The organism is Pseudoalteromonas sp. J2K-J599 (assembly GCF_059295115.2).
On sequence record NZ_CM200271.1, the window covers coordinates 3,635,991 to 3,654,477 of the forward strand.

General features: G+C 39.6%; 17 protein-coding genes. 11 read left to right on the forward strand and 6 right to left on the reverse strand.

Annotated elements, in window-relative coordinates; translation table 11 throughout:
* Positions 1-60: 60 nt before the first annotated feature.
* From nadE to folX, 4 genes are all read left to right on the forward strand, one after another.
* Entirely contained in the window at positions 61-891 is an 831-nt protein-coding gene (nadE, locus tag AC5NT5_RS16465) for an NAD(+) synthase (RefSeq protein WP_494514229.1), read from the forward strand.
* Between the two features lie 223 nt (positions 892-1,114).
* Complete coding sequence (gene folM, locus AC5NT5_RS16470) at positions 1,115-1,834, forward strand: dihydromonapterin reductase (RefSeq protein WP_494514228.1); 720 nt, start codon at positions 1,115-1,117, stop codon at positions 1,832-1,834.
* Between the two features lie 22 nt (positions 1,835-1,856).
* Positions 1,857-2,411 (forward strand): GTP cyclohydrolase I FolE, encoded by a 555-nt coding sequence (gene folE / locus AC5NT5_RS16475; protein ID WP_188162010.1) that lies wholly within the window; start codon positions 1,857-1,859, stop codon positions 2,409-2,411.
* Positions 2,412-2,415: 4 nt separating this feature from the next.
* Positions 2,416-2,772, forward strand: coding sequence for a dihydroneopterin triphosphate 2'-epimerase (folX, locus tag AC5NT5_RS16480; protein WP_002962340.1), 357 nt, complete (start codon positions 2,416-2,418; stop codon positions 2,770-2,772).
* A gap of 16 nt (positions 2,773-2,788) precedes the next feature.
* Here the strand turns inward: folX and AC5NT5_RS16485 are convergent, their stop codons facing one another.
* Positions 2,789-3,223, reverse strand: coding sequence for a YqaA family protein (locus tag AC5NT5_RS16485; protein ID WP_182195417.1), 435 nt, complete (start codon positions 3,221-3,223; stop codon positions 2,789-2,791).
* Positions 3,224-3,451: 228 nt separating this feature from the next.
* Positions 3,452-3,817, reverse strand: coding sequence for a DUF4870 domain-containing protein (locus AC5NT5_RS16490; protein ID WP_024595771.1), 366 nt, complete (start codon positions 3,815-3,817; stop codon positions 3,452-3,454).
* Positions 3,818-4,002: 185 nt separating this feature from the next.
* Between AC5NT5_RS16490 and AC5NT5_RS16495 the strand changes: the two genes are divergently transcribed.
* From AC5NT5_RS16495 to AC5NT5_RS16510, 4 genes are all read left to right on the forward strand, one after another.
* Positions 4,003-4,704 carry a spondin domain-containing protein gene (locus AC5NT5_RS16495; RefSeq protein ID WP_149594636.1) on the forward strand — a complete coding sequence of 234 codons (702 nt, stop codon included), beginning with the start codon at positions 4,003-4,005 and terminating at the stop codon, positions 4,702-4,704.
* Positions 4,705-4,714: 10 nt separating this feature from the next.
* On the forward strand, positions 4,715-5,449 hold the full coding sequence (locus tag AC5NT5_RS16500) for a spondin domain-containing protein (protein ID WP_494514227.1): 735 nt from the start codon (positions 4,715-4,717) through the stop codon (positions 5,447-5,449).
* Between the two features lie 62 nt (positions 5,450-5,511).
* On the forward strand, positions 5,512-6,237 hold the full coding sequence (locus AC5NT5_RS16505; protein ID WP_494514226.1) for a response regulator transcription factor: 726 nt from the start codon (positions 5,512-5,514) through the stop codon (positions 6,235-6,237).
* A gap of 10 nt (positions 6,238-6,247) precedes the next feature.
* On the forward strand, positions 6,248-7,735 hold the full coding sequence (locus tag AC5NT5_RS16510; RefSeq protein ID WP_494514225.1) for a sensor histidine kinase: 1,488 nt from the start codon (positions 6,248-6,250) through the stop codon (positions 7,733-7,735).
* A gap of 43 nt (positions 7,736-7,778) precedes the next feature.
* On the opposite strand, the gene AC5NT5_RS16515 is transcribed toward AC5NT5_RS16510, so the two are convergent.
* Complete coding sequence (locus AC5NT5_RS16515; protein ID WP_494514224.1) at positions 7,779-9,953, reverse strand: S9 family peptidase; 2,175 nt, start codon at positions 9,951-9,953, stop codon at positions 7,779-7,781.
* Between the two features lie 190 nt (positions 9,954-10,143).
* Between AC5NT5_RS16515 and AC5NT5_RS16520 the strand changes: the two genes are divergently transcribed.
* Together AC5NT5_RS16520 and AC5NT5_RS16525 are read left to right on the forward strand one after the other, a co-directional pair.
* Positions 10,144-10,614, forward strand: a complete 471-nt coding sequence (locus AC5NT5_RS16520; RefSeq protein WP_007377300.1) for a DUF2721 domain-containing protein — start codon at positions 10,144-10,146, stop codon at positions 10,612-10,614.
* 92 nt (positions 10,615-10,706) lie between these two features.
* Entirely contained in the window at positions 10,707-11,159 is a 453-nt protein-coding gene (locus AC5NT5_RS16525; RefSeq protein ID WP_024595584.1) for a c-type cytochrome, read from the forward strand.
* Positions 11,160-11,274: 115 nt separating this feature from the next.
* Here the strand turns inward: AC5NT5_RS16525 and AC5NT5_RS16530 are convergent, their stop codons facing one another.
* The 3 genes from AC5NT5_RS16530 to AC5NT5_RS16540 are packed head-to-tail and all read right to left on the reverse strand — an operon-like array spanning position 11,275 to position 15,755.
* Positions 11,275-14,430 carry an efflux RND transporter permease subunit gene (locus AC5NT5_RS16530; RefSeq protein ID WP_494514223.1) on the reverse strand — a complete coding sequence of 1,052 codons (3,156 nt, stop codon included), beginning with the start codon at positions 14,428-14,430 and terminating at the stop codon, positions 11,275-11,277.
* Between the two features lie 14 nt (positions 14,431-14,444).
* On the reverse strand, positions 14,445-15,623 hold the full coding sequence (locus tag AC5NT5_RS16535) for an efflux RND transporter periplasmic adaptor subunit (RefSeq protein ID WP_024595582.1): 1,179 nt from the start codon (positions 15,621-15,623) through the stop codon (positions 14,445-14,447).
* Between the two features lie 6 nt (positions 15,624-15,629).
* On the reverse strand, positions 15,630-15,755 hold the full coding sequence (locus tag AC5NT5_RS16540) for a hypothetical protein (protein ID WP_259395782.1): 126 nt from the start codon (positions 15,753-15,755) through the stop codon (positions 15,630-15,632).
* A gap of 156 nt (positions 15,756-15,911) precedes the next feature.
* Between AC5NT5_RS16540 and AC5NT5_RS16545 the strand changes: the two genes are divergently transcribed.
* A complete protein-coding gene (locus AC5NT5_RS16545) occupies positions 15,912-18,419 on the forward strand; it encodes a zinc-dependent metalloprotease (RefSeq protein WP_494514222.1) in 2,508 nt (835 codons plus the stop codon).
* Positions 18,420-18,487: the final 68 nt, after the last annotated feature.

The window sequence follows — 18,487 nt, forward strand, 5'->3', positions numbered from 1 at the left end:
AACTAAATCACATAATAAGTTTATTGCGTATCACATATTAAATTTTATAAGGAGCTGGCAATGCGCGCCGAAATTATGGCTGAAATGAAGGTTCAGCCAACGATTGATGTAAATGCTGAGATAACTCGCCGAGTTAATTTTATTAAAACACGTTTGGTAGCAGCTCATTCACGTTCGTTAGTACTGGGTATTAGCGGTGGTGTTGACTCATCAACCTGCGGCCGCTTATGTCAACTTGCTATAAACGAGCTAAATAAAGAACACGATACTGACAAGTATCAGTTTATTGCAGTGCGCCTACCTTATGGTGTACAAGCTGACGAAGATGAAGCACAAATGGCGGTTGATTTTATTCAGCCAAGTAAACGTATGACCGTAAACGTGCAACCTGCGGCTGATGCATTGCATGAGCAAGCGATAGCTGCTGTAGTTGGCTGTGGTGAAGCACTGCCTGAGCAAGCTCAAATAGATTTTATTAAAGGTAATGTTAAAGCGCGTCAACGTATGGTTGCTCAGTACGAAATTGCAGGTTTTTGCCAAGGCTTAGTAGTGGGTACCGATCATAGTGCTGAAAACATTACTGGTTTTTATACTAAATTTGGTGACGGCGCGTGCGATTTAGCCCCTCTGTTTGGTTTATCAAAACGCCAAGTTCGTGCACTTGCTACTGCGCTAGGTGCGCCAGCTTTATTGGTAGATAAAGCACCTACAGCTGATTTAGAAAGTGACCGCCCAGGTTTAACAGACGAAGAAGCACTTGGTTTGAGCTATGAGCAAATTGATGACTTTTTAGAAAGTAAACCTGTGTCTAATGATGTTGAACAAAAGCTTGTAAGCATTTACACGCGTACACAACATAAGCGTCAACCAATTCCGACAATTTACGATTAAGGTTTAGTGGCTAAAATAAAGCAATTAATGCCTTTGAGGATTAATTGCTTTTTTGATCGACAGATTAAGAAGCTGCGTATATTTTAATAAATTAACGCTTTGAATTTTATAATACCAATTGCATTAAATTAGTGAGCTATTATAGCCCTATGAAATAGCGATAGAACGATGATATTTTTAATGATATTGGTATAACTACCCGCCAAAGAGAACACTGCCTTATATGACATCGCCCATTTTAATTACCGGCGCAGGCCAACGTATTGGTTTAGCACTCGCTCAGCATTATATAGCCCAAGGGCAGAGTATTATTATCACGTATCGTACTCGTCACGCCGCTGTTGATAAATTAGAGCAACAAGGCGCTGTATGTATTTATGCCGATTTTAGTACCGATGAAGGTATTAGTGCATTTATAAATACGCTTAAAAAGCATACAACATCGCTGCGCGCTATTGTTCATAACGCATCAAGCTGGGACTGCGAAGCTAACAACCCTGACTTTGCAGCACTGTTTGATAATATGATGCGAGTACATGCCAAAACACCGTATTTAATTAATTTAATGTGCGCAGAGCTGCTTTTAAACTATCAGCAAAATGAAAAAGTACCTGCCGATATAATACATCTTACTGATTATGTAGTTGAAACAGGCAGCCCTAAACACTTAGCTTATGCAGCAAGTAAAGCAGCACTCGACAACCTAACCAAATCGTTTAGCGCTAAATATGCGCCAAATATAAAAGTGAATTCGGTTGCTCCATCGCTCATTATTTTTAATGAACATGACGATGAGCAATATCGAGCTAAGACCCTTAAAAAATCATTAATGGGCATTGAGCCCGGATGCCAAGAAATTATCAATAGCATTGATTTACTATTACAAAGCCACTACATCACAGGGCGCTCTTTGCCTATTGATGGCGGTCGTCATTTAAAGTAAATATAAATAAACTGAGATATTTATGCACAATGAATTAAAAGAAAGTTATGAAAAAATCATCACCGCTGTAGGCGAGGATGCTAACCGCGAAGGCTTACTTGATACGCCAAAACGCGCTGCAAAAGCAATGGAATATTTAACGCAAGGGTATCGTCAAACACTTGATGAAATAACTAATAAAGCAATATTTACATCTGACGCTGACGACATGGTGTTAGTACAAGACATAGAGCTCTACTCTATGTGTGAGCATCATTTACTGCCTTTTATTGGCCGTTGCCATATTGCTTATATACCAAACGGTAAAGTATTAGGCTTGTCTAAATTTGCCCGTATTGTTGATATGTTTTCACGCCGTTTTCAAATTCAAGAACAGTTAACGCATCAAATCGCTAAAGCAGTTGAAGAAGTGACTGGCGCTAAGGGCGTAGGCGTTATTGTTGAGGCAAAACACATGTGTATGATGATGCGTGGTGTAGAAAAGCAAAATTCAAGCATGCGTACATCAGTAATGTTAGGTAACTTTAGAAGCGATCCTAAAACACGTAACGAATTTTTGCAGCTTATAAAAGGTTAACCCTATGGCTAATGCAATTATTAACGTTACTAATTTACGCCTGCGTACGTTTATTGGCTTTAACCCCGATGAGCGTGAAAAAAAGCAAGATGTAGTGATCAATCTAGAGATTCACTACCCTGCTGATGATGCGTGTAAAACGGATGAAGTTGACCAAGCACTTAATTATAAAGTGATCACCAAAGAAGTTATTAGCTTAGTAGAGCAAGGGCACTTTTTACTGCTCGAAAAATTAGTGGCTGAAATTCTTGCCGTTTGTCACGCGCACCCAAGCGTTCATTACGCTAAAGCACGTGTTGATAAACCACATGCACTGCGTTTTGCCGACTCAGTGTCGTTAACGCTTGATTGGGCTAAATAAGCACTTAAAAACTTATTTAAAAAAGCTTTTCGAATCCTACGGCAAGGGCGATAACCGCTAAATAGCGAGCGCCTTTGCCTAGTGTTACTAACAATAAAAAGGTACTAAATCGTACTTTAAATATGCCTCCAATCACCGTTAATGGGTCCCCCACAACCGGCAACCAAGCAAATAACAAACTATACACTCCATATTTATTAAATTGCTTTTGTGCGCTATCAAGCCCTTTTTGCGATACAGGAAACCATTTTTTATCTTTAAAACGCAGTACCTGCGTGCCTAACCAGTAATTAACACAGCTCCCTAACACATTTCCAAGTGTTGCTACGCACCACATAAGCCATAAATTAACTTTATCTTGAGTAATCATTCCCACCATTATCACCTCAGAAGAGCTAGGCAGTAATGTGGCAGATATAAATGCGCTAATAAATAACGTGAGATAAAGCATAATGCCCTTATGGCTAAACGTAAAAACCCAGCCTATAGCTGGGTTTATAATACCAATTTTATTAAAAACATGATCATTCTAGCGTATTAAATAACTCACTAACTACGTTAAAAATTATTTATATAGAACAACTATGCATCATAATTTTAGCCTTGTTATTGAGCTATTTTCTCATCGCTATAATAGATCACTAATTTAATGCAATTGGTATAAAAATAAACTGTGTGTTTATTTTATCAAATTTAAACTAAACGGGTAATTAAACTCTTTACCTTCGTTAGCTTTAATACTTGCCATTACAACCATTACAAACCCAAAAATTGCCACTATAGGTAGTAATATTAAGCCTACTGCTACAAACATCAGTACAAAACAAACTACATATGCAATTGCCATCGTTATTTGAAAGTTAAGCGCCTTTTTACCGTGCACGTCAACAATTGGCATTTCATCTCTTTTAATTAACCACACAATTAATGGCCCAATTATTGAGCCAAACGGCACAACAAACCCAGCAAGCGCACTTAAATGGCATAACATAGCCCACGTACGGTCATCTTTATTAACTGGTTCAACCTGTTGATTTTCTTCCATAACACTCTCCTTTTTGTTTTATGTATGTTGCCTCTTAACTGAACAAATGTCTACAAATCAACCAACGTATTTATGTTTAAAAATCACAGCGTGAAATCTTGTGATAAAAAAGTGATAAGTTTGTGAGAGTTTCTGGAGACGATTATTCAATACTTAACTCGAATCATCACTTACAGGAAATAATAATGAAAACTTCTACATTAACAATCGCAATTCTTTTAGCGGCAGCTAGCCAATCGACTATGGCCGCAGAATTAGACCTAAAAGTTACTAACCTAACCAAAGGTATTCACTTTACTCCACTGTTAATTACAGCACACAACAGCGAAGACACACTATTTGAAGTCGCAACAGAGGCATCTACAGCACTACAAACAATGGCTGAAGGCGGCAATATTGCAGAGCTAGTTGCACAAGCAACTGCAGCGGGCAGTGATATGGCTGCAAATCCAGCTGAAGGTTTACTTGCACCAGCCGCATCTACAACGGCAACACTGAGCACGACTGACGGTAATGAGTACCTATCTTTAACTGCAATGATGCTACCAACTAATGATGGCTTTGTAGGCTTAAACAGCTGGAAAATCCCAACAGAAGCGGGTACTTACACAATTAATTTAAATGCTTACGATGCAGGCACAGAACAAAACAATGAGCTTGTAGTTGAAGGCTCTGGCGCACCAGGTACTCCAGGTATTCCTGCTGCTCCAGGTGGCGACGCTGGCACTGGCGGTACAGGTGTATTAAGTGGTGATACAAATACAAGCATCCATATTCACCCAGGTAGCTTAGGTGATGACGATTTAGAAGCGGGTAATAGCGATTTAAGTAATACAGTACACAGATGGTTAAACCCAGTAGCGCAATTAACCGTTACAGTTAAGTAGGAGCATGATTATGTCATCTGCTAACAACCTTAAAAAAAGTCTACTAGTGCTTGCACTTGCAACCACACTTGCAGCGTGTAGCGATAATGATAACGACCCAATTGTTGAAGAGCCGGTCGTTGTTGAGCCAATTGTTGTAGAACCTGTGATCAGTGAGTTTACTATTACTTTTAGTAACTTAACTGCAGGACAGCCTTTATCACCACTCTCTGTCATTGCTTTTGAAGATGAAGCACCTTGGACATTCGGCACAACAGCTTCTGTTGGTTTAGAAATGCTTGCAGAAAGCGGTGCAAATGAAGAATACCTCAGCTACGAAAGTGCACTTGCTGCAGTTTCAGCTGAAGGCGCTATTGGCCCTGGTGAAACCACCACAGTAATCATTACTGTTGAAGAGCAAGAAACGCTTAATTTGTCATTTGCTGCCATGCTTGGGAATACAAATGATGCTTTTACCGGTCTTAGTTCTTTAGATGTATCAACATTAGAAGTTGGCGGCTCGTTATCACGCACTACGACAGCTTATGATGCGGGTACGGAAGCAAATACAGAAACAGCTGAAACTGTGCCAGGTCCTGCCGCTAGCGGTGAAGGGTTTAACGAAATACGTGACGATACAGCCGATATAATAACGATGCATCCAGGCATTGTTTCAAATCAAGATGGATTATCTACATCAGCACTTGGTGTTGAACATAAGTTTGATAACCCAGTATCGAAAATAGTAATTACGCGCACGCAGTAACGTTCCAGCTTGTAATGGGGAAGTAAGGGAGCACGGATGCCCCCCTTTTTACGAGGTAATACATGCGTCACGAAAAAATATTAGTAGTTGAAGATGACAGAGAAATAGGTAAGTTAATTACCACGCAGCTAACGTCGCTTAACTTACATGTTGATCATGTTGTGAGCGCAGAACTAGCCTTAAAAAAAATAGCCAAGCATCCCTACGGACTTATTTTACTCGATATAAACTTACCCCAAATGGATGGCTTAAGCTTATGCCGAAAAATAAAAGAGTATTACCCTACTACCTCCGTTATTTTACTCACCGCGCTGAGTAGCGATATGGACAGAGTTATTGGCCTTGAAATGGGCGCCGATGATTATATTTGTAAACCCTTTTTTGCACGCGAATTACAAGCCAGAGTAAAAACCCAATTACGCCACAGAGCACAACTACTCGCGAGCCAAAACAACGACAAATCTCCCGTTGATAGCGAACAAACACTAAATGTAGGCTCACTCAATATAGAATTTAGTTCGCACCAAGTGTATTTAGGTAAACAAGCCCTTAACCTTACCGCCACCGAATTTGATTTACTCGTTTACTTTGCACGTCATCCTAATCATGTTTTTAGTCGCCAGCAGTTACTCGATAAAGTGTGGGGTTACCAACACAGTGGTTACGAGCACACGGTTAATTCACACATAAACCGCTTACGTGCCAAGCTAGAAGAACACCAACAAGCGCCTATCATCGAAACCGTTTGGGGTGTTGGTTACAAACTAAACCCTAGCCAACTCAATTAAGACACCTATTATGAAATTATCTTTGTACCAAAAATTAGCTATATCGCTAGTCGTGATTTTTTGTTTTATTTGCGCCCTTGTTTACGGCTGGAGTAAGCAACTGGAGCTCACCTCAAAACATCATGCTGAGCAAAATTTACATTTGGCGCTTGCCGAGCATTTAGTACAAGATAACCCATTAATAAAAGAAGGTGTTTACGACTATAAAGCGCTTGAAAACCTCTTTCATACCTTGATGTTATTAGGTCCTGCGTTTGAATTTTATTTTGTAGACGAAACCGGAAAAATTCTTACTTACTCCGCAAAGCCGGGTAAAGTAAAACGTACGCATATTAGTTTAACCCCTTTAAAAAGGCTGATTAACGACCCAAGCGCTGCACCTATTTATGGTGATAACCCTCGTAATAAAGAGCAACAAAAAATATTTTCAGCCGCGCCAGTATTTAATCAAGATAAGCTACAAGGTTATTTATATGTAATTATTGGTGGTGAGGCTTACGATACCTCACTAAGCACTGTAAAAAATAATGATAAGTTATGGCTGGCCGCTTTATGGCTTGGCTCTGCACTTGCATTTTTATTTATTGCGATGCTAATTTTACTACGTTTTTTTACCAACCCAATTCAGCGCTTAGCACGCGATGTTAGTAATATTGAAGCCGCTAACTACAGCCTTACCGACACCAAGCTAAGTAACTATTCAACGCAAAAAAGTAACGAAGTGCATAGTTTAGGGCGAAGTATTCAAGCCATGCTAACGCGTATTAATGAGCAGTTTAAAGCGCTTGAACAAGGCGATAAGCAACGCAAAGAGTTACTAACTCACTTATCGCACGACCTACGTACACCACTTGCTTCACTGCAGGGGTTTTTAGAAGTATTAAATCAGTCGGGTGAACAACTAAGTAAAAAAGAGCAGCAAGAATACTTGCAGGTATCGCTTAATAATTGTGGGCAATTAAAGCTACTCATAGAGCAAATATTTGAGCTTGCTCACTTAGAAAATGGCGAAATAAGTATAAATAAAGAAACCTTTAATTTAGGTGAGCTTATTTACGATTGCATGGCAAAATTTAGTTTAGCCGTTGATAAAAGAGGCATTAGTTTGTCGGTAGAACCTGAGATTTGTGATTTCCCTGTAGTTGCCGATATCGCTAAGCTAGAGCGAGTACTGAGCAATTTAATTGATAATGCAATTAGGCACACCCCTCGCGGCGGCAGCATTGCAGTACATGTAAAACGCAGTGAAGATAATCAATTATTTGTGCATGTATCAGACACGGGCGTAGGCATAAAAGAAGATGAGCTGAATGCTATTTTTGACCCACACTACCAAGCAAGTAATTCTAATAAAGAAGGGCGCCAGCAAGGTGGTTTAGGATTGGCTATTTGCAAAGGGTTATTAAAACTAATGGATAGCGAAATTTACGTACAAAGTGAAATTGGTAAAGGCACTATGTTTAGCTTTAATTTGCCACAAAAAAAGGTGCTTTTTTAAAAAGCACCTTATTGAGTTAAATCTATTTAAATATAAATATCAACTACTTTTTAATACCCGCTAAATCAAGCATAAATGCATAGTTTAGCGCGGTATCTTCTAAGCGCTTAAAGCGACCCGATGCACCACCGTGCCCTGCTTCCATATCTATTTTAAACAGTAACTTATTGTCATCAGTTTTATAGTCACGCAACTTAGCAACCCATTTTGCAGGCTCAAAGTATTGAACTTGCGAATCGTGCAAGCCAGTCGTTACTAGCATATTAGGATATGCTTGCTTAGATACTTGGTCGTATGGCGAGTAAGACAGCATGTAATCGTAATACGCTTTTTCGTTCGGATTACCCCACTCGCCGTATTCATTTGTTGTAAGCGGAATACTCGCATCAAGCATCGTGGTTACTACATCTACAAACGGTACCGCTGCAACCATGCCTTTATAAAGTTCAGGCGCTTGGTTTGCTACTGCGCCCATTAATAAGCCACCAGCACTGCCACCTAACGCAAATATTTCATCTTTTGCGCCATACTTTTGAGAAACCAATGCTTTAGTTACATCAACAAAGTCATTAAATGTATTCTTTTTAGTTAGTAGCTTGCCGTCTTCGTACCAAGGACGACCTAGCATTTGCGAGCCACGTACATGGGCAATTGCAAATACAAAGCCACGGTCAAGTAAACTCAAACGCGTGCTTGAAAAAGTAGGGTCCATGGTTGCGCCATAAGAGCCGTAACCATATTGCAGTAGCGGGTTAGTACCATCTTTTTTAAACGCATCTTTTCGGTAAACTAAGCTTACCGGTACTTTTATGCCATCACGTGCTGTTACAAAAATACGCTCTGAGGCGTAATTATCAGCATCAAAATCACCTAATACAGCTTGCTGTTTAAGTAGTTTTTTATCGCCAGTTGCTAAATCTACATCGTACGATGAACCAGGTGTAGTCATGCTTGTGTAGTAAACACGTAATGTGCTGCTATCTATATCGTTATTACCATAAGTACCAATTGTATAAGCGCTATCGTTAAAGCTCAGTGGTAACTCTTTACCTGTTTTTAAATCACGCGCAATCAACTTTGATTGGCCCATTTCACGCTCTTGGTAAACTAAGTAGTCATTAAATAAATCAATGCCTTCGAGCTTAATATCATCGCGCGCTGGGATCACACTTTGCCAATTTGATTTGTCACCAGCTTTATCAATATCAACTTTCATCAGCTGAAAATTTACAGCATTTAAATTAGTGACAATGTAGTAAGTATTCCCTAGTTTAGATATTTCATATTCAAGCCCTGCTTCGCGCTCAATTAAGCGTTTAGGCATTGCCTTAGCATCATCAGCACTTAATACAGATACGCCTGATGCAGCCGTGCTGCTGTGCCAAATATAAATTTCTGACTCATCTTTGCTTTTACTCATACCCATGTAGTAACTGGTATCAGTTTCTTCGTAAATTAGCTCATCATCAGCTTGTGGTGTACCTAATGTATGACGATAAACTTGATAACCTAATAAAGTTTGTAAATCTTTTTTAATGTAATAAACAGTTTTATTATCGTTTGCCCAAACTATACCGCCGTTGGTGCCCTCAAGTGTATCTTCGAGTAATTTACCGGTAGTTAAATCTTTTATTTTTATACTATAAATACGACGGCTAACAGTATCTTCGCCATAAGCCATTAAATTGCCATTCGGACTTACATTTAAGCCACTTACTGCATAATAATCATGGCCTTTCGCAAGCTCATTTACATCTAAAATAACTTGCTGATCAGTACCTGCAAAATCGCTGCTGCGTAAGTAAGTAGTGTACTCGTTATCGCCACGTGTTTGCGTTGAGTAAAAATAATCACCGTTTTTAACTGGGACTGAATCATCGTCTTTTTGAATACGCCCTTTTAGCTCTTCAAACAATTCACTTTGCAGCGTTTTAGTATGTGCAAGCATTGCATCTGTGTATGTATTTTCAGCTTCTAAATAGTTAATAACCTCTGGTGCTTTACGTTCGTCATCACGTAACCAATAGTAATTATCTACACGTGTGTCACCATGAATAGTCATCTCATGAGGCACTTTTTTTGCAACAGGGGCAATAGCTTGGGCTACTTGAACCGTTTTAACTTGTGTATTAGTTTTTTTGGTTTCTTCAGGGGCTTGATTACAGCCACTTAAAATAGCTAGCGATAATGCAGCAAGTGCGAATGGAGTACGTTTCATCAGTCAAAGTCCTTGTTGTATTTTATTTTTTATTAAGTAATTAAATATACCTAAAAATAACCTGTGTTGTGATTTACTTTGTGAAGCTATGTAAAGTAAATCAACGTAATTCCTCTTTTCTTAATAAGCCTACATCAGGTACTCTGTAGATATATAAGTCATTTTCAAGCTCAACTGATTAAGGGTAGGAATGAATAACGAAGTAATAAATATTTTAACTATGGCTAAAGTAATTCAAACAGCTGTTGCCCCAGTATTCTTGATCACGGGTATTGCCGCTACTTTGGGTGTTTTATCTAATCGTTTGGCACGTATTACCGATAGAGCACGTCAGCTAGAACGCAGATTAAAAGTAAGTACTGACGAGGACTTTAATAAATCACTCGCTACAGAGCTGCGCGCCCTTTTAAAGCGTTCTCGATGTATACATATTGCTTTTAGTTTAAGTGTATTAAGCGCATTGCTTGTATGCGCTGTGGTTATGTTGTTATTTTTATCGCACATTCAATCTATAAACTTAGGCGTGACTATTGCTTGTTGTTTTGTAGCAGCAATGGCATTACTCATATGTGCATTTATGTCGTTACTTGGTGAGGTATTCTTAGCAACTAGAAGCATGCGTCGCGGGATGATATTTGCAGATATTGATATAAACGATTAAGTTTTAGTTAAATCTATCGTATTCACTTGAATAAATACGATGTTAGATACAAGATACCGAATTAAGAATTACAATCTTCAACAGGGGCAAACATGAAATTAAAAAAAGTATTAGCAACAATAGCACTGGCAACGTGTGCATTTAGCGTATCGGCAAATTCTGCATTTAAAGAGCCAAGTGACGCGATTGAATACCGCCAAGCAGCGTTTTCAATGATCTCAGTACAAATTGGTGACATGGGCGCAATGCTAAAAGGTAAAGTACCTTTTGACGCAGAGCAATTTAAAAAGCGTGCTAACAACGCAGCTGCACTTTCAAAAATGCCATGGGAAGCGTTTTACGAAGGAACAGATAAAGGCGACACAGCTGCACTTGCTGCTGTTTGGTCTGAAAACGATACTTTTATGAAAAAAGCAACTGCATTCCAACAATACGCAGATGAGCTAGCAGTAGCGGCTCAATCAGGCGATAAGGCCGTAATTGGTAAAGCTTTTGGCGCATGGGCTAAAGGCTGTAAAGATTGCCATAAGCAATTTAAAGATTAATTATTGTTGTTTTAATACTTAATGTAGTAACAACAAATGATAAAAAAGCACTGAATGGTTAATCATTCAGTGCTTTTTTGTACCCGGCATTTAAGCCCGTATGTTATTTATTGAGCTAAACCTTCTGCGGGCGACGTTTAAATACAGTCCTAATCCCACCCAAAATGCGTGTAAACACCTTACCAATATCACTTAATATAATGTACAAGCATGGCACTAATATAAGTGTTATTAATGTTGCAAACATCACTGCAAAACCAAGCGCTACCGCCATAGGTATTACAAACTTAGCCTGCAGGCTTGTTTCAAACATAATGGGCAATACACCTGCAAATGTAGTAATTGAAGTAAGTAATATAGGTCTGAATCGAGCACAACCGGCATCTATTACAGCATTTTTAATACTAACACCTGTTTTACGGGCTTGATTCACATAATCGGTCATAACGAGTGAGTCGTTTATAACCACCCCTGCTGCTGCAATAATACCAAAGCCAGACATTAAAGTTATATTCAAACCAAACCAGTAATGCCCCCATATTGCTCCCGTTAAGCTAAATGGAATCACCGACATAACAATAAGTGGTTGCGCATAACTCTTAAGGGGTACGGCTAATAAAATATACACCAAAATCATACCGCCGAAGAAAAACATCTTCTGCTGATTAGCCTGATCTTGTTGCTCTTCAATGGCGCCACCTAGTTCTGACTTAACACTTGGATATTCTTCTTTAAGTTGTGGTAGTAGCTTTTCTTTAATTTGATCTACAACTTCGTTTGGCTCAATCACTTCTTCATCTATGTTTCCATAAACATACACAGTACGATAGCCCCCTTCACGGCGGATATAACTAATGCCTGGTGTTTCTGTAAGTTCAACTACATCACCAAGCAGTACTTCACGGCCCTGCGGGGTAGTAACAACCGCATGCTTAAGTGACGAAAATGCCTCTCGAGTCAGTTTAGGGTAACGCACCATTACACGTACTTCCTCGCCTCGGCGAATAACACGTTGAGCCTCACCACCGTAAAAGCTTGCCCCAACTTGATTTGCAATAGAAGCTAAGTCTAAACCTAAGTCGTAAGCGACCGGTTTTAGGCTCATTTGCACTTCTTTACTTGCAGGATCTATTGTTGAGCTAATATCAAACAAACCTTCTTGCTGCTGCAGCAACTCTATAAAACGACGTCCTGCATTATTTAATGTATCAATATCAGAGCCATATAATAAATAACCAAATTCGCCGTCACTGCTCCCTCCATTTACATCATCATAAATGGTTAATGATTTAACACCGGCAATATCGGGCATCGCCTCGCGCCAACGTCGTGATAATTCAAACGCGTTATAAGGCCTTATACTTTCATCAACAAGGGGAACAAGCACTTGTGCTTCAGTTCGACCTTGGTTAAATACTAAAATATCTCTTATGAGTTTTTGACCATATTTGCGTTCGGTATCTTCATCAATCGCAATCACCATCGCTTCTATTTCACGAATAGCATTTATTGTTTGTATGTCTGATACATTGTCGTTCATTTCTAGATTTATTTGCGGGTAGTCATGCGGGATTTTTGGCATAAACCCGGTACGAACTTGATTTGATGAGATTAAAGCAAAGGTTACGATTAATAGAGCAATAAATGAAAATAGCACTGACCAACGCCATTCAACACAACGTATAACAAAGCGTTTATATGGGCCATTTACAAAACCAAAAAATCGCGTATTAAACCGATCTCGCCAGCCCCCCTCTTTTATTGGTGAAAAATGAGTGTGAGCAATATGGGCAGGCAGTATCAACTTTGATTCAATCAAACTAAATACCAAGCACAGCATTACCACCACAGCTATACCATAAAAGAAGGCACTTTCTGGGCCTGTAGATAACGTAAATGGAGCAAATACTGCAATGGTAGTTAGTACACCAAAAGTTGCAGGGGTTGCTACGCGTTTTGCGCCATTAATCACATTAACAACACCGCCGCCTTTTTTCTCTATTTCGGTGTAGGCACTTTCGCCTATGACAATGGCATCGTCCACCACAATCCCTAGCACCATAATAAAAGCAAAAAGTGATAAAATATTAATGGTTACACCAAACAGTGGCATCATCATCATTGCGCCCAAAAAGCACACTGGTAAACCAATCATTACCCATAATGCCAACTTAAAGCGTAAAAAGATTGATAGCATAATTGCAACCAAAACAGCACCCTGAATAAGGTTTGTAACCATCATGTCTAAGCGAGCATTTAAGTAGTACGTCATATCCATTAATGGCTCTAAGCGAACCCCCAGTGGTAGCTCTTTATTTTTTAATTCTATAAATGCTTTTACTGAATCAGCAACTGGGATAATACTTTGCTCTTCGGTCGCTTTCACCGATATATAAACCGCATTTTCACCATTGAATTTAAAGTAACGCTCACCTTCAGTGAACTGATCTTTAATCACGGCAATATCTTGCAGTAACACTTTAGCGCCATTAGCCCCTATTTTTACCGGTATTTGTCTAAATTCTTCACCTGAGTAAAACTGATTTTCGACGCGAACAGAAATAACACCTGCGTCTGTTTTTAGCTGCCCCGCCGAAAAGTTAGCTGAGTAACGACGCACTGCATTCATTACATCACTAAGGGTTAGGTTATATTGACGCAACGTATCGGGTTCGATTTCAATTGCTATTTCATCAAGAGGAACATCGTTTACCACTAACGACACGTTAGATAGCTGTAGTAACTCATCCTCTATTTGGTTTGCTATAGGCTTAAGCTCAGTAAGCGGCAAGTCAGCAACGAGCGTCATACCTATAACATCTTGCCTAAACTCAACCTGACTTATGGTGACCGGTTCCATACCGGCAGGAAACGTTGCTATACCATCAACCCGTAACTTAACTTTATCGAGTATATCGGTCAGCTCTACATCAGTATTAATTTCAAGACTTGCTCTACCGCCATTTCTAAATGCCCTGTACACACCTTTTTTAATTTCGGTCACATCTTTTAGCGACTCTTCAATTTTTATAAGTATGCTTTCTTCTATTTCCTGAGGAGAGGCACCGGGGTAATTAGCCTCAATATTAATGTAGTTAATCTCTACATTAGGAAACATTTGGCGTTGGATATTTAGAAAGCTAATAATTCCCATCACCACAATAAAAATCATCATTAGGTTGGCAGCAACGGAGTTATTAGCGAAGTAAGCAATAATACCGGTTTGTTTTTCAGCGTTAGGCGCTGTATTTGGTAGTTCAGTGTTACTCATAACTCAGCCTACCTTTATAATTTTTCAGTGGAAGCATTTTCAAGTGCCTCTGTATTTTTAGTATTTTGAAGGCCCGCAATTTTTACAGCCATGCCTTTTTGCGGATATTCTGGCAAAGTAATCACCAACTTATCATCTGCTTGCAAACCATCACTGATGTAAAAGTACTCACCCTCTTCACGAATAACTGTGACTTTGCGCGGCTCAAGTTGCTGCTCTTCATTAACGATCCATACGGTTTTGTTATTAACTAACTCTTGCGGTAAGCGGTAAATATTATTAAGCATTGCACCTGCAAAATTTACCTGTACGTAGCTACCAAACTTAATGGCTGGTTGTATATTCTTAAGACCGTATGGGTCTTCTATACGCACTACTAAACTGCTCATACGCGTAGCGTTATCAACAATCCCTAGGTCGCGGTCAATTACACCTTCACGGGTGAAGCTGTTTAGGCCTTTTTGAATAATCGTTGCGGTAATACCTTTAATACGCTCTGGCAAAAAAACGCTATCGAACCCTGCTATAGGAATAATCACTTCAGCGGTCTCAATATTATTGAGTTCAGCAACTTGCGAACCCATAGTGACAAATTGTCCAACACCTATATTTCGACTAATAACCAATGCGTCGTAAGGGGCTGTAACATCACAATTATCCAAATCACGTTGCGCGCGCTTTAATGCAGCTTGCGCCGACTTAACAGATGCTTGTGCACTGAGCACTTGAGGTTTACGTAAAAATAAATCTGTGCGCGCTTTACTTGGAAAGCGCTTGGCTTCGTCTTCGGCTACTTGAGCTTGAGCTTGTTCCTCTATTAAACCCGCTTGTGCGCGAGCAAGCTCGGCCTCTGCAACAAGTACTGCTGCTTCATAGTTGTCTTTTTCGATAGTGAATAAGGTTTCACCGCGAGCAACTATGCCACCGGCTACAAAATTAGGATGCCAACTTAACACCTCGCCCGACACCTGCGCCGAGAGCAGTGTATTTTCAAGAGGCTTTACTTCACCGTAGCTATTAATAATAACTTGATGATCGTTTGCAATCACTGGCTCAACTTGCACTGTTGGACGAGTATCAATTACTTCTTTTTTTTCTGGATCTTTTGCAATGGCATTGATTCCCATAAAGCCAACAACACCAACAATGAGCGCTACAAATGGAAAAACCCATCTAAGTGAATTTGTTTGCATATCCTATTATCCCCAAAATTCTATTAACGCCATAATACCAGAGCCATATGAAACATTAAGATGACATTTGTAAGCAACTGTTGCAAATACATATAAACCGCTGCTATTTAGGGCTATAGAATATAACTTCACATGCAGCTCACCTCATTCGTTATATTTTGTTACAAACTTTTATTCATTAATATCAGTTTATTAGCGTTAAACACTTAAATTTCATCGCGAAGATGTGCGAAATTAAATTAATTTACGTACAGTCCAATTAAATTAACAAATATTAAAAGTCTCAAAATGAAATTAACGACCATCACCCTTGCGCTTAGCTTAGCGTTTGGCAGCCATGCATTTGCAGCCGATAAAAAAGACGAAAAAGAGTCAAAAACACTTAGCGAAATGATCAAAGGACAAACCGAATTTGCCGGTATATTTAGCCTTTATCAAGACGAAAAAACCGGTAAGCACCTTATGGTGATTAACGAATCCCAACTCAATACGCCGTTTGTGTATTTTGCGCACACTGTCGATGGCGTTACAGATGCAGGCCATTATCGTGGTTCGTACCGCGAAACTAAATTAATTGAATTTAGAAAATACTTTGACCGTATCGATATTATTAGCAAAACACCTCGCTACAAATTTGACGAAAGTAGTGCAATTTCAAAAGCAAGTGATGCCAATATTAGTGAAGCGGTACTTGCGAGCATTAAAATAGAAAAAGAAGAAGACGGTAAAATAGCATTTAATGTAAATAAGTTATTTTTAAGCGAAGCACTTCATAAAGTATCACCTACGCCAAATCCAGCAGATAAAAACGCTAAAAAACGCTTTAAAGTAGGTAAACTAGACGATAAAAAATCACGCATTATTAAACAACGTCCATATCCTAATAACTTAGACGTGGTTGTTGATTACGTATTTACTAACCCAAGCCCAACGGTGCGTGGCTCAAATGCAGTAAGCGACCCGCGTAGCGTATCGGTAAAAGTTCAGCACTCGTTTGTCGCTCTACCTAGCAATAACTACGCACCACGTATGGATGATGCGCGCATTGGTTATTTTACAAATCAATTCGATCAAATGACATCTACCGATTGGGCACCTTATCAAGATGTTATAAAACGCTGGGACTTACAAAAGAAAGACCCTAGTGCAGCGCTTTCAGAGCCAGTAAAACCAATTACTTGGTGGATAGAAAACACCACACCCATTGAATGGCGCGATACTATTCGTGACGCTGTTTTAACGTGGAATAGCTCTTTTGAAAAAGCCGGCTTTAAAAATGCCTTAGAGGTAAAAGTACAACCAGACGATGCAGACTGGGATGCGGGCGATATCAATTACAACGTACTGCGTTGGACTTCGTCACCTAAGCCTCCATTTGGCGGATACGGGCCAGCACTTGCTAACCCATTAACAGGCGAAATACTGGGCTCAGATATTATGCTTGAGTTTGTATTTATGAAAAACCGCTGGATTTACGACACACTTTTCACACAAGGAACAATGAGCCACGGTGAAACAACAAATACCGGCGAGCTAAATTGCTCTCTTGGGCATGAGATTCAACAAAATCTAATGCTTGCCAAAGGCCTTGCTAGCGGCGACAAAATTGAAGATAAAGAAATGCTTCGCCAAGGTTTAACGCAATTGGTACTTCACGAAGTTGGCCATACTTTAGGTCTTAACCATAATATGAAATCATCAATTTTGTGGGATGAAAAAGAAGTACACGATAAAAACAAAACCCAAGGCATAGTAACCGGTTCTGTTATGGATTATGCACCTGCTAACATTGCCCCAATTGGTGTGCAGCAAGGTGATATTTTCCAAACAAAACCTGGTCCTTACGATGATTGGGCAATTAACTATGGCTACAGCGTAGCGCTTGCAGATGAAACTGCTGAGCAAGCTCGACTTGAAAAAATACTTGCTCGTTCAAGTGAACATGCCCTTGCCTTTGGTAACGATGCAGACGATATGCGCGCACCAGGTCGCCATATCGATCCACGTGTAATGATTGGTGATTTGTCGTCAAACCCTGCTGCCTATGGCGCAGATCGTATGGCACTAATTAATAAACTATTTACTGAGCTAAAAGATAAAGCAACGGTTAAAGGTGAGTCTTACCAACAGCTTGTTACCTCTGCTAATAGCTTATTTGGTCAGTACCGAGCTCAAGCAGGTGTGGTTTCTCGCCAAATAGGTGGTGTGTACGTTGAGCGTGCTGTAGTGGGTGATGCAAACGCAGATAAACCATTTACACCGGTATCGCTTGAGCGGCAAACACAAGCGATGGATATACTCGCAAAGTTTGTATTTGCACCAGACGTACTACAAAACATGCAACCTCTTTATAGCTACTTACAGCTGCAACGTCGTGGCTTTAATCACTATGGCAAAAATGAAGACCCTAAAGCACACCAAATGATTTTAGGGATGCAAAAGTCTGTACTTGCACAGCTATTACACCCAGCGGTATTACTGCGTATTTCTGACACAGCTCTGTACGGTAACGAGTATAGCCTAACTCAGTTTATGGAAGATTTAACCGCCAGCATTTTCGTGAAAAGCAAAGACGCCAACTCTATTAGTCACAACTTACAAATTGAGTATGTTAACCAGTTAATTGCAATTGCTGGTCTTGGCAAAGCAAGTAAATACGATAACTTAGCTAAAACAGCAGCGTTATATCAGCTAACTCAAATAGCCGATATCAGTGTTGCTTGGGGTGCAGATACAGCAACTAAAGCGCATAAAAAATATATTGATCGTTTAATTGCAAAAGCGCTAGAAGCATAAAATACCTCTACTAATTGAGTAAACCAAGGCCACGATTTACGTGGCCTTTTTTATAACTTAATTCACAG